The sequence below is a fragment of the Streptomyces sp. NPDC052496 genome, from assembly GCF_040679095.1.
GTDB lineage: Bacteria > Actinomycetota > Actinomycetes > Streptomycetales > Streptomycetaceae > Streptomyces.
Genome location: NZ_JBFAUH010000003.1, coordinates 281,409 through 294,080, shown reverse-complemented (window position 1 = coordinate 294,080; position 12,672 = coordinate 281,409). Strand labels below are relative to the sequence as shown.

The 12,672-nt window shown below is 72.1% G+C and carries 8 protein-coding genes; 2 read left to right on the top strand and 6 right to left on the bottom strand.

Features of this window, described 5'->3' with window-relative positions; all coding sequences use genetic code 11:
- Positions 1-180: 180 nt before the first annotated feature.
- Positions 181-1,074, bottom strand: a complete 894-nt coding sequence (locus tag AB0L45_RS06715; RefSeq protein ID WP_365836824.1) for an LLM class flavin-dependent oxidoreductase — start codon at positions 1,072-1,074, stop codon at positions 181-183.
- 369 nt (positions 1,075-1,443) lie between these two features.
- Here AB0L45_RS06715 and AB0L45_RS06710 point away from each other — a divergent pair, with 369 nt between their 5' ends.
- The gene (locus AB0L45_RS06710) at positions 1,444-2,337 is read left to right on the top strand and encodes a Cof-type HAD-IIB family hydrolase (RefSeq protein WP_365836822.1); all 894 of its coding nucleotides are present in this window, start codon (positions 1,444-1,446) and stop codon (positions 2,335-2,337) included.
- Between the two features lie 15 nt (positions 2,338-2,352).
- On the opposite strand, the gene AB0L45_RS06705 is transcribed toward AB0L45_RS06710, so the two are convergent.
- Positions 2,353-3,168 (bottom strand): M23 family metallopeptidase, encoded by an 816-nt coding sequence (locus AB0L45_RS06705; protein WP_365836820.1) that lies wholly within the window; start codon positions 3,166-3,168, stop codon positions 2,353-2,355.
- Between the two features lie 303 nt (positions 3,169-3,471).
- Here AB0L45_RS06705 and AB0L45_RS06700 point away from each other — a divergent pair, with 303 nt between their 5' ends.
- Positions 3,472-3,822: a hypothetical protein gene (locus AB0L45_RS06700; protein WP_365836818.1), complete on the top strand. Its 351-nt coding sequence runs from the start codon at positions 3,472-3,474 to the stop codon at positions 3,820-3,822.
- Positions 3,823-4,321: 499 nt separating this feature from the next.
- Here the strand turns inward: AB0L45_RS06700 and AB0L45_RS06695 are convergent, their stop codons facing one another.
- The 4 genes from AB0L45_RS06695 to AB0L45_RS06680 form a co-directional block, all read right to left on the bottom strand.
- Positions 4,322-6,001, bottom strand: coding sequence for a GAF domain-containing protein (locus AB0L45_RS06695; protein WP_365837057.1), 1,680 nt, complete (start codon positions 5,999-6,001; stop codon positions 4,322-4,324).
- Positions 6,002-6,467: 466 nt separating this feature from the next.
- A complete protein-coding gene (gene cydD / locus AB0L45_RS06690; protein ID WP_365836816.1) occupies positions 6,468-10,055 on the bottom strand; it encodes a thiol reductant ABC exporter subunit CydD in 3,588 nt (1,195 codons plus the stop codon).
- A gap of 90 nt (positions 10,056-10,145) precedes the next feature.
- Entirely contained in the window at positions 10,146-11,147 is a 1,002-nt protein-coding gene (gene cydB / locus AB0L45_RS06685) for a cytochrome d ubiquinol oxidase subunit II (protein ID WP_365836814.1), read from the bottom strand.
- Positions 11,148-11,156: 9 nt separating this feature from the next.
- Positions 11,157-12,665, bottom strand: coding sequence for a cytochrome ubiquinol oxidase subunit I (locus tag AB0L45_RS06680; RefSeq protein ID WP_365836812.1), 1,509 nt, complete (start codon positions 12,663-12,665; stop codon positions 11,157-11,159).
- Between the last annotated feature and the right edge of the window lie 7 nt (positions 12,666-12,672).

Here is a 12,672-nt window from a genome sequence, read left to right as displayed (position 1 = left end):
TCCGCAGAGTCCACCCGAGGAACCGCGTCGGCGCCTCTGACCCGATTCTCCCTCGTGTCCGCGGTCAACGGCGTAAAGCGCAGGCCATGGATCTGCCCGCACGCCCGTGACCGACGGCGCGCAGCGACGGTACGGGCGAGTACCTGCCCCTCACCGCCCCAGCCCGCCCTACGACCGTCCCTACCGCCCCAACTGCGCCGCCCCCTCCGCGGCGATCTTCTCGAACACCGCGAGATCGGCTTCGAAGACCGAGTCGGCGATCGGCCAGTGCAGCACGATCTCGTCGATGCCGGCCTCCGCGTGTGCACCAGCGAAGTCCACGAAGGCGTCGACGGAAGCGAGCGGACGGTCCGGCGTGAAGCCGGTGAGCATGATCCTGTCCAGTTCTCCGGCGTCCCGGCCGGCCTCGGCGCACGTCTTGCCGAGACGTTCCACCTGGCCGCGTACCGCCTCCAGGGACTCGGCGGCGGTGCCGTTCGCGGAGACCTTCGGATCGCCGGTGGTCACCCACGCCTGGCCGTGGCCGGCCGCCAGCCGCATTCCACGCGGCCCGGTCGCCGCGATCGCGAACGGCAACCGGGGCCGCTGTACGCAGCCGGGGATGTTGCGCACCTCGTGGGCGCGGTAGTGCACACCGTCGTACGAGACCACGTCCTGTGTCAGCAGCCGGTCGAGCAGCGGTACGAACTCACCGAAATGGTCGGCGCGTTCCCGGGGCGTCCAGGGCTCCTGGCCGAGCGCCGTGGCGTCGAAACCGGAGCCGCCGGCACCGATACCCAGGGTGATCCGCCCGTCGCTGATGTCGTCCAGGGAGATCAGTTCCTTGGCGAGGGTGACCGGGTGCCGGAAGTTCGGGGAGGTGACAAGCGTGCCGAGGCGCAGCCGGGATGTCGCGGCGGCGGCTGCGGTCAGGGTCGGCACCGCTCCGAACCACGGTCCGTCCCGGAAGCTCCGCCAAGAGAGGTGGTCATAGGTGTACGCGGTGTGGAAGCCCAGCTCCTCGGCGCGCTGCCACACCTCCCGGCCGCCCTCGGACCAGCGGTGGACAGGAAGGATCACGGTGCTCAGTCGCATGGGTACGAGCCTACGGCGGCGCGACGGCGGCCCCGGGCGCCGCGGGGAACACCTGCACGCGGGAGACACAAGCCGTACGCGCGGGGTGCACATCGCCGTACACGCGCACCCGATGCCCTCCGTACGCCCCTCCCCGCATCCGTACGCCTGCCGGCCCGAACCGGTGCGGGCCCGGCTCAGCCCTTGGGCGGGTACGTCCGGTACCCGCTCCCGTACGGCCCGGCGCTCGTCCGCCTACGGCCGGGTACCCGTTCCCGTACGGCCGTCCGGCACCCGCCGGAGTACGTCCGGGGCCGCGGACACGGCCCCCGGCACCGTCAAGCTCATGCGCGCGACCCGCCGCACGCCTGTGCGCGCATATGCGCGAAGATGGATTGCGTGACTGATGCCTCCGCAGAGCCACCCCTGGCGCCCGGGCCCGACGGTAAAACGATCCGGCTGATCGCCACCGACCTCGACGGCACGTTGCTGCGTGACGACAAGACGGTCTCCGGCCGGACGGTCGCCGCGCTGGCCGCCGCCGAGCGGGCAGGCATCGAGGTCTTCTTCGTGACCGGCCGGCCCGCCCGCTGGATGGACGTGGTCAGTGACCACGTGCACGGGCACGGACTGGCGATCTGCGCGAACGGCGCGGCCGTCGTCGATCTCCACCACGGCCGCCGCATCGTCGAGATGAGCCCCCTGGAGCGCCCGGAAGCGCTCTCCGTCGTGCACGCGCTGCGCGCCGCCGCTCCCGGTACGACGTTCGCGGTCGAGCGGGCCGCCGGCATCAACTACGAGCCGGGCTACCCGCCCTTCCACCTCGAACCGGCCGCCGTCATCGCGCCCGCGGAGAAGCTGCTGGCCGACCTGAGCCCGGAGGACCGTCGCTCCCCCCTGAGCCCGGACCAGCCCGTCCTCAAGCTCCTGGCCCACCACCCCGACCTGGACCCGGACGCCTTCCTGGACCTCGCCCGCACGGAGGCGGGCGCGTACGCCGCCTTCACCCGGTCCAGCCCCACCGCGCTCCTGGAGATCAGCGGGCTGGGCGTCAGCAAGGCCGGTACGCTGGCGCGCTGCTGTGCGGAGCGCGGCATCACCTCCGACCAGGTCGTCGCCTTCGGGGACATGCCCAACGACATCGAGATGCTGGCCTGGGCCGGCACCGCGTACGCGATGGCGAACGCGCACCCCGCCGTACTGGCCGCGACGGACCTGCACACGGCCGGCAACAACGAGGACGGGGTCGCGGCCGTCATCGAACGCATCCTTGAGCAGCGCTGACCGCGGACTGCCCCGTCACCTCAGCCGCACCCCCCGACTCGCCAGCCACGGCACCGGGTCGATCCCCGAGCCCATCTGTGGTGTGCGGCGTACCTCGAAGTGCAGGTGGGGCCCGGTGGAGTTGCCGGTCGTACCCGAGAGGGCGATCCGCTGCCCCGGCCGCACCCGCTGTCCGGGGCGGGCCAACGCCGCCGACAGGTGCGCGTACTGCGAGAAGGCCCCCGCGCCGTGCTGGACCACCATGCTGATCCCGAAACCGTCACCGCAGGTCAGGCTGGTGACATGGCCCCACCCCACGGACCGTACGGGGGTGCCGACCGGCACCGCGAAGTCCTGGCCTGTATGGCCGTGCGCCCAGCGGCGGCCGGAACCGCCGAAACCGGCGGACAGTACGTAGTGCTCCACCGGTCGGGTCCACTTACCGCCCCGGTCCTTGCCGCCCGGGTCCTTACCGCCCGGGTCCTTACCGCCTTGATCCTTACCGCCCGGAGCCGCGCCAGGTGGCGCCATCGGGTCGGGGAGGTTCGCGGCTGCGAACACTGTGCTGGGCAGCCCGCCGCAGCGTCCGCCCCGGGCAGCCTGCCGGGACAGGGCCTGCAACCGGCCGCGGACCACACCCAGGCGGCGGCTGATGCGGCGGCGCTCGGTGTCGAGACGGGAGCGGTGGGCGTCGAGCGCGGCGGAGCGGGCCAGCACGGCCGCGCTGTCCGCCTCCAGGGACCGGCTCAGCCGCAGCGCGTCGCGCGTACGGGACGCCAGCAGGCGTTGCCGGCGGTCGGCCTCTCGGTAGGCGCTCAGGATCTCGTCCGGGCCTAGTTGTACTGGTTGCACTGTTTGCACTGGTCGCACTGGGGGCCCGGGGGGCGATGGTGGGGAGTTCTGGGGCGGCGGCCGGACCTCGCGGCGTTCGTGAGTTCGGTGGGGTGCTGGAGTCCGGTGGCGTGTTGGCGTCCCGTGGCGTGCTGGAGTCCCGAAGTGCGTCTGAGAGCCGGAGTGTTCCTGATGCCCGTGATGTGCCTGAGATCTGTGCTCGGCAGGATGCCCGTGGTGTGTCCGATCTCCGTGACGCACCGGTCCCCCGTGGCGCACCGAAATCTCGTGGCGCACCGGAACCTCATGACGCACCCGAGCCCCATGGCCAACCGGAATTCCATGACGCACCTGACCCCCATGACGCGCCTGGCCCTCATGACGCGTCTGATCCCCCAGCGCCAGCGGCAGCCGATTGCCGCTGCGGTACTGCGCCCCCGCGATCCGTCCCGCCAGTCGTCGCAGCTCGCCGGCCTTGCGGCGCTCCCGGAGCAGCGCCGTGTGCAGCTGTGCGGCACGCACCCGGCCGGCCCGCACCTCGCGCAGAGTCCGGGCGTACGACCGGCCGGTCCGGCGCGCGGCGCTGCCGAGCTGGAGCATTTCCAGGCTCACGTCGGCCAACCGGTCGATGCCGTGGCCGCGCGCCTGGGAGGGGCGGTGGGGGGCGGGGGGTGACGGTAAGCGGGCGGCGGCGCTCGGTTCCGCGGGGGCTGAGGCCGCCGCCAGGGCTTCCGCGCGGGCCGCGCCACCGGCGGCAGGCGCCGTACCTGCTGCCGCCGTCAGCGCCACCACCAGCGACAACGTCACGCGTACCGCGCGCGTCGGCACTCCACGCCGCCAGGGGATCCGGCGGGAGGCCTGCCCGTCCGTACGCCGGGCAGGGCGCCACCGCCCCCGGACCGTCTTACGCAACCAATCCAGCAAACCTGGACACATAGTCCGATGGTTGCCCGAACCGTCACAAAACCAACGAAAACGTTTCTCCAACATCGCCCATGAGGCTCCGAACGGAGTAACCCGACCCGCGCGGAATGGCCGGAAACAGCCGCTCCAGCAACGCGGCAGATCACTCGAATACCGGCTGAACCGTACGGGCGAATCCCCAACTGCCCCCGCCCCCTCACCCCGATCCCGCTTCCTCCTCGCCGTCCCCACTTCCCCCTTGCCGCACCCCTCAGAGCGGCGCCTCCCACGTCACCATCGTCCCCGCCCCGTCCTCTCCCAGCCCTGGCCCGTACGTGCTGGAGCCGCCCAGCGACTCGGCCCGCTTCGCCAGGTTGCGCAGACCGCTGCGCCGGCCGCCGTCCGGGATGCCCACCCCGTCGTCGGCGACCGTCAGCCGCACGCCGTCCCGGCCGTCCGGAAGCTTGATCATCGAATCGACGACGACCTCGATGCGCGAGGCGTTCGCGTGCCGGAAGGCGTTGGACAGCGCCTCGCGCAGCGCGGCGATCAGGTTCTTGCCGGTCAGCTCGCCGACGCGGGCGTCCACCGGGCCGACGAAGTTCGCGGACGGCTGGAAACCGAGTGGTACGGCGGCGGTACCGATCTCCCGCAGCACCCGGGTCCGCAGCCCGGACGGCGCCTCGGCCGGGCCCTGTTGCAGCGCGAAGATCGCGGTACGGATCTCCTGGATGGTGACGTCCAGCTCGTCGACGGCCTTGCCGATACCTTCCTGCACCTCCGGCACGACCGCCCTGCGCTGGGCGCTCTCCAGCATCATCCCGGTCGCGAAGAGCCGCTGGATGACCAGGTCGTGCAGGTCACGGGCGATCCGGTCGCGGTCCTCGTAGACGGCCAGGCGTTCACGGTCGCGCTGCGCGTCGGCCAGTACGAGCGCCAGCGCGGCCTGGGCCGCGAACTGGGTGGCCAGCGTGCGTTCGGCGGCGGTGAAGGGGCGCGCGCCGCGTTCCCGCGGCGTCGCCAGCGTGCCCAGCACCCGGCCGCCACTCTTGAGGGGCAGCATCATGCTGGGGCCGAACCGTGGCGCGACGTCGGTGACCATCCGCGGGTCGGTGGCCGAATCCTCCACGAACACCGGTTCCCCGGCGAGCAGTTGCTCGGCCACCGGGCTCTCGGACGGCATGTGGGTACCGATGAGGCCGGCGGGGTCGTCCGCCGACGCCGCGACGATCTCCAGGCCGCCGCTCTCGGCGGGCAGCAGGACGATGCCGGCCGCGGAATCCGCCAGCTTGCGGGCCTGCTCGGCGACGACCGCGAGCGCGTCGTCCACGTCGCTGCCGGCCAGCAGCGCGGTGGTCACCGCGGCCGCGCCGTCGATCCACCGCTCGCGCTGCCGCGTCGCCGCGTACATCCGCGCGTTGCCGATCGCGATACCGGCCTCGGTGGCGAGCACCCGCACCATGTGCAGGTCCCCCTCGCTGAACTCGCCGCCCCCGCGCTTCTCGGTCAGATAGAGGTTGCCGAAAATCTCCCCCTGCACGCGGATGGGCACCCCGAGGAACGTCCGCATCGGCGGATGCCCCGGCGGAAAGCCGGCCGACCGCACGTCCTGGGTCAGGTCGGCCAGCCGCAGCGCCTTCGGGTCGTGGATGAGCGCGCCGAGCAGCCCCTTGTGCCCGTCGGGCAGCGCGCCGATCCGGGCGCGCTCCTCGGCGCTGACGCCGTACGTCACGAAGTCCGACAGGCCCTCGCGCGCCTCGTCGATGATCCCGATCGCGGCGTAGCGGGCGTCGGCCAGCTCGGCCGCGGTCTCCACGATCCGGTCCAGGGTGATGTGCAGGTCCAGGCCCGCGCCGACGGTACGCATCGCCTCCAGCAGCTGCGGAACCCGTGCGGTCAGCTCGGTCGACAGGCCCTGGAGGCTGCGGGTGGCCTCGGTGGCGGCTTCCATGGGGTCGGGCGTCACCGCGGCGTCGGGGCCGGTGGGCGCCCCGGACCCCGTGTCCGTACGCGCTCCGGACCCCGTGTCCGCATCCGAGTCCGTACGCGCCCCGGTACCGGTGCTGGTGCTGGTGTGGGCCCCGTTGCCCATGGGGTCTGAGGGTCCTGTCGTGACTGCCATGGGTCGAGCCTAATAGCCGCTTTTCTGGCGAAAGCCCTCTATACGGCAATTCGGACGCCGGACCGGTCCACCCCGGACCGCCCCGGGCTGCCACGTCACCCCGGTCCGGGCGTCCGTCGCCACCGTACGCAGCGGCCGCCCGCACCCGTCGTTCTTCAGCCGTTCACCGCACCGGCCCCCCAGCCGTCGGTCCTCAGCCGTTCACCGCACCACCCCCACAGCCCTCAGCCCTCGGCGCTCAGCGCTCACCGCACCGGCCCCGCACCATCGGCCCGCAGCCGTCCCCCGCACCGCATCACCCCACCGCCACCCGCCCCCCGCCGGCCCGCGCATCAATCTCCCGCTCGCGCTCCCGCATGCGGCGGAACGGGCCGTCGGCCGCCGCCAGCTCCGCGTACGTGCCGTGTTGTACGGGCCGGCCCGCGTCCAGGACCAGTACCTCGTCGACGGCCTCCAGGCCCTCCAGGCGGTGCGTGATCAGCACGGTCGTACGGCCTTCGGTCGCGGCCAGCAGGTCGGCGGTCAGCGCGTCGGCCGTGGCCAGGTCGAGGTGCTCGGCGGGCTCGTCCAGCACCAGGACGGGGAAGTCGGCGAGCAGCGCGCGGGCCAGTGCGAGCCGCTGCCGCTGGCCGCCGGAGAGCCGGGCGCCGTGCTCGCCGACCATCGTGTCCAGTCCGTCGGGCAGCGACCGTACCCAGTCGGCCAGGCGGGCCCGCGCGAGCGCGTCCCACAGGTCGTCCTCGGCCGCTCCGGTGCGGGCGAGCCGCAGGTTCTCCCGTATCGAGCTGTCGAAGAGGTGGGCGTCCTGCGCGCACAGTCCGACCTGCCGCCGCACGGCGTCACCGTCGACGGCCGCCGCGTCCACACCGCCCAGCGTGTAGGAGCCCGCCTCCCGGTCCAGGAAGCGCAGCAGTACCTGCGCGAGCGTCGTCTTGCCCGAACCTGACGGGCCGACGACCGCCAGCCGCCGCCCGGCGGGCAGGGTGAACCCGACACCGTCCAGCGCGGGGGCCCGCTGCCCGGCGTGCCGCGCGGTCAGCCCCTCGACGACCAGCGGGAACGGGCTGTCCGGCACCGGTACGGCCACCGGGCCGACCGGTTCGCGGACCGGTTCCGGGGCGTCCAGCACCTCGAAGACCCGCTCGGCCGCCCGGCGCGTGCGCTGCCGGTACTGCACGGCGAGCGGCAGTCCCGCGACGGCCTCGAACGCGGCGAGCGGGACGAGGACCACGACCGCCAGGCACACGCCCGCCAGCCGCCCGTCATGCACGGCCTGGACGCCGACGACGGACGCCGCGGCCACCGTCAGCCCGCACAGCAGCGCGGACAGCCCGGACCCGGCACCGGCCGCGGCCGCCGAGCGCGACGCGATGCGGGTCAGGTCGCGGTCGGCGCGCCGGGCCCGGTCGATGCGGGACGCGAGCGCGCCCGACACCGTCAGCTCGGCCGTGCCGGTGAGCAGGTCGAGGACGTGGGCGGAGAGCACACCGCGGGCGGGGGAGAGCTGTCGTTCGGCGCGGCGCGCGAGCAGGGCGGACAGCGTGGGCACACCCGCGCCGGCGAGCAGCAGTCCGGCGGCGAGGACCGCCCCCGCCTCGGGCAGCAGCCACGCGGTGAACCCGACGGCCCCCGCGCCGACCACCACGGCCGCCCCGACCGGCAGCAGCCAGCGCAGGAAGTAGTCCTGTACGGCGTCGACATCGGCCACCAGGCGCGACAGCAGGTCACCGCTGCTGCGGTCCCGCAGCCCGGCAGGCGCCAGGCGCTCCAGCCGCCGGAAGACGGCCACCCGTACGTCCGCGAGCATCCGGAAGACGGCGTCGTGCGCCACCAGCCGCTCCGCGTACCGGAACACGGCCCGGCCGATGCCGAAGGCCCGTGTCGCGGTGACCGCCACCATCAGGTACAGCACGGGCGGTTGCTGTGCCGCCCGGGAGATGAGCCACCCGGACGTCGCCATGAGGCCCACGGCGCTGCCCAGCGCGAGGCTGCCCAGCAGCAGCGCCAGCCCGAGCCGGCCCCAGCGGGCCCGTGCCAGCCCGCGGAGCCGCGCCAGTGCGGGACGCCGCGCGCCGGCCGCGACCTCCGGGCCGCCGCCGTCCTCCGACGCCGCGAGGTCATCGCGTACGGCTTCCGCCTTGTCACGCTGCCCGGCCGCAGCAGCATCCGCCGCGGCGGGAGCGACCGCGCCGGTGACAGCAGGCGTGGCCTCGACCGAAGCGGTCCCCGCGGCCTCCCCCACGGACTCCGCCGTCGTCACCCGCACCACGCGGTCCGCCACCGCCAGCAGCGCCGGCCGGTGCACGACCAGGAGCACCGTGCGCCCGGCCGCCAGGCGGCGTACCGCGTCGACGATGCCCGCCTCCGTCTCGCCGTCCAGGTTCGCTGTCGGTTCGTCGAGCAGCAGGACCGGGCGGTCGGCGAGGAACGCGCGGGCCAGGGCCAGGCGCTGCCGCTGACCTGCCGACAGGCCCGAACCGCCCTCGCCGAGCACGGTCTTCGCGCCGTCGGGCAGGGCGGAGACGAAGTCCAGGGCACCGGCGTCACGCAGCGCCGCACGTACCGCCGCGTCGTCCGCGTCGGGGCGGGCCAGCCGTACGTTGTCGGCGATGCTGCCCGCGAAGAGGTACGGGCGTTGCGCCACCCAGGCGATCCGCCGGCGCCAGTCCTCGGGGTCGATGGACGCCAGGTCCCGGCCGCCGACCCGTACCCGTCCCGCCGCGGGTGCGGTGAAGCCGAGCAGGACGCTGAGCAAGGTGGACTTGCCGGCGCCGGAGGGGCCGACGAGCGCCACCGTCTCACCCGGCCTGACCTCGAACGACGTCTCGGGGAGCGAGGGTTCGGCCCGGCCGGGGTGGCGTACGACGAGATTCTCGACGGACAGCGCGGTGCTGTCGGGTGCGGGCGCGTCACCCGTCGTACGCAGCGGTGCCTCCAGCACCGCGAAGATCTCCTCGGCTGCCGCCAGCCCCTCGGCCGCCGCGTGGTACTGCGCGCCGACCTGCCGCAGCGGCAGATACGCCTCGGGCGCCAGGATCAGCACCAGCAGACCCGTGTACAGGTCCAGCTCGCCGTGCACGAGCCGCATGCCGATGCCGACCGCGACCAGCGCGACCGAGATCGTGGCGAGAAGTTCCAGCGCGAAGGAGGACAGGAAGGCGATCCGGAGGGTGCGCAGGGTGGCACGGCGGTACTCACCGGTGATGGCGCGGATGGACGCCGCCTGCGCCTTGGCCCGGCCGAAGACCTTCAGCGTGGGCAGCCCGGCGACGACGTCCAGGAAATGACCCGACAGCCGCGACAGCAGCTGCCACTGGCGGTCCATGCGGTTCTGCGTGGCCCAGCCGATGAGAACCATGAACAGCGGGATCAGCGGCAGCGTCACGACGATGGTGGCGGCCGAGATCCAGTCGCCGGCGACGATCCGCGCCAGGACCGCGACGGGCACGACGACCGCGAGGCCGAGCTGCGGCAGGTAACGCGCGAAGTAATCGTCGAGGGCATCGATACCGCGGGTGGCGAGGGTGGTCAGCTCGCCGGAACGCTGGGTGCTCAGCCACCCCGGGCCGAGACCGGCGGCCGCCCGGGTCAGCAGCCGCGTACGCAGCTCGGACTTGACCGCGGCGCTCGCCCGGTGCGCGGCCAGCTCCGTCAGCCAGGCCACCAGTCCCCGGCCGACGGAGACCAGCACGAGCAGCAGGACCGGAGTGCTCAGGCCGCCGAGGTCGAGGTCGTGCTGGAAGGCACCGACGACGATCTCGGCGATGAGCATGGCCTGGCCGATGACCAGGCCCGAGCCGGCCAGCCCGAGGACCACCACCGCGGCGAGGAAGAAACGGGTGGCGCGGGCGTACCGCAGCAGGCGCGGGTCGACGGGTTTCACGTGAAACAACCTCTCCCGGGCGGAAGTTGATCAGTGGGGCCCCGGCCGGGGCCCCACCGGGTGGGGGCGCCCCAGGTCCTGTCGTAGGACCTAGTGAGCGTCGGCGATGTGCTGCGTACCGATCCGCTTGCGGAAGACCCAGTAGGTCCAGCCCTGGTAGAGCAGGACGATCGGGGTGGCGATGCCCGCGCACCACGTCATGATCTTCAGCGTGTACGCACTGGACGAGGCGTTGGAGACCGTCAGGTTCCAGCTCTCGTTCAGCGAGGACGGCATGACGTTCGGGAAGAGCGTCAGGAACAGCATCGCGACCGCGGCGATGATCGTGATGCCGGAGAACGCGAACGACCAGCCCTCCCGCCCGAGGTGGTTCATCACCAGCCCCGCGACCAGGGCCACCACCGCGACGGCCATCGCGACCAGCGACGCGGTGTCGCCCTTGTCGACCTGCGTCCAGCCCAGGAAGCCGACTGCCAGCACCGCGGTGATCAGGCCCAGCACGGTGGCCGTCCGGCGGGCCCGCTGCCGGATGTCACCCAGCGTCTTGAGCGAGGCGAACACCGCGCCGTGGAAGGTGAACAGGCTCAGCGTGACCAGGCCGCCGAGCAGCGCGTACGGGTTCAGCAGGTCCAGGACGCTGCCGACGTACTCCTTGTGCGCGTCGATCTGCACGCCCCGCACGATGTTGCCGAAGGCGACACCCCAGAGGAACGCGGGGAGCAGCGAGCACCAGAAGATCGCGTGCTCCCAGTTGCGCTGCCAGCGCTCCTCGGCCCGCTTGACGCGGTACTCGAAGGCGACACCGCGCACGATCAGGCAGAGCAGGATGAGCAGCAACGGCAGGTAGAAGCCGGAGAAGAGGGTGGCGTACCACTCGGGGAAGGCGGCGAAGGTCGCACCGCCGGCGCTGAGCAGCCACACCTCGTTGCCGTCCCAGACCGGGCCGATGGTGTTGATCAGGACCCGCCGTTCGCTGCGGTCCCGGGCGAGCAGCTTGGTCAGGACGCCGATGCCGAAGTCGAATCCTTCGAGGAAGAAGTACCCGGTCCACAGCACGGCGATGAGTACGAACCAGACGTCATGGAGTTCCACGGTCGCCTCCTAGTACGAGAAGGCCATCGGCCGGTCGGCGTCCGCGTGGTCGCCGCCGATCTTGGTGGGCGGGTTGAGGTCGTCGTCCGTCAGCTCCGGCGGCCCGGCCTTGACGTACTTGACCAGCAGGCGGACCTCGATGACCGCGAGGATCGCGTACAGCAGCGTGAAGACGGTCATCGACGTGAGTACCTCGCCCTGCGAGACGCCCGGCGAGACCGCCGAGGAGGTTTTCAGGACGCCGTACACGGCCCAGGGCTGGCGGCCCATCTCGGTGAAGATCCAGCCCCAGGAGTTGGCGATGAGCGGGAAGCCGAGGGTGACGAACGCCAGCGACCAGTAGAGCTTGCTCAGCCGCACGCCCAGCACCTTGTTCTTGGTGAGCGCCAGGTGGGGTGGCTCCTCGTCCCCCGTACGCAGCCCCGGCGCGAGCCAGAACTTCTTGCGGGTGAGCCAGAGCCCGGCCAGGCCGATGGCGAACGAGGCCATGCCGAAGCCGATCATCCAGCGGAAGCCCCAGTAGGCGACCGGGATGTTGGGCCGGTAATCACCGGGTCCGTACTTCTGCTGCTCGGCCCGGTTGACGTCATTGATGCCGGGGACCGGCGTGGAGAAGTCGTTGTGGGCGAGGAAGGAGAGCAGGCCGGGTATCTCGATGGCGACCTTGTTGTGCCCCTTGTCCACGTCCCCGTACGCGAAGACGGAGAACGGCGCGGGGCCCTCCTTGTCCCACAGCGCCTCGGCGGCGGACATCTTCATCGGCTGCTGCCGGAACATGACCTTGCCGAGCTGGTCGCCGCTGATGGCGGTGAGCGCGCCGGCGATGACCAGGGTGACCAGGCCGAGCCGCAGCGAGGTGCGCATCACCTTGACGTGCTTCTTGCGCATCAGGTGGTACGCGGCGATGCCGACCATGAACGCGGCGCCGGTCAGGAAGGCGGCGGTCAGCGTGTGGAAGACGACGACGAGCGTGGTGTCCTGGGTCAGCACCTTCCAGAAGTCGGTCAGCTCGGCGCGGCCGTTGGCGGCGTTGTACTTGTAGCCGACCGGGTGCTGCATCCAGGAGTTGGCGGCCAGGATGAAGTACGCCGACAGGATCGTGCCGATCGAGACCATCCACATGCAGAAGCAGTGGATCTTCTTGGGCAGCTTGTCCCAGCCGAAGATCCACAGGCCGATGAAGGTGGACTCGAAGAAGAAGGCGATGAGGGCTTCGAACGCGAGCGGAGCGCCGAAGACGTCACCGACGAACCGCGAGTAGTCGGACCAGTTCATGCCGAACTGGAACTCCTGGACGATGCCGGTGACGACACCCATCGCGATGTTGATCAGGAAGAGCTTTCCCCAGAACTTGGTGGCCTTGAGGTACTGCTGCTTGCCCGTCCGCACCCACGCGGTCTCCAGTCCGGCCACCAGGGCGGCGAGGGAGATGGTGAGGGGGACGAAGAGGAAGTGGTAGACGGTCGTGATGCCGAATTGCCATCGCGCCAGGGTCTCTGGCGCCAACGCCAGGTCCACGTCGGGT

Bases quoted from the DNA above. Each gene is read 5' to 3' on its own strand.
- AB0L45_RS06715 (WP_365836824.1), bottom strand. From the start codon at position 1,074: ATGCGACTGAGCACCGTGATCCTTCCTGTCCACCGCTGGTCCGAGGGC.
- AB0L45_RS06710 (WP_365836822.1), top strand. From the start codon at position 1,444: ATGGATTGCGTGACTGATGCCTCCGCAGAGCCACCCCTGGCGCCCGGG.
- AB0L45_RS06700 (WP_365836818.1), top strand. From the start codon at position 3,472: ATGGCCAACCGGAATTCCATGACGCACCTGACCCCCATGACGCGCCTG.
- AB0L45_RS06695 (WP_365837057.1), bottom strand. From the start codon at position 6,001: ATGGAAGCCGCCACCGAGGCCACCCGCAGCCTCCAGGGCCTGTCGACC.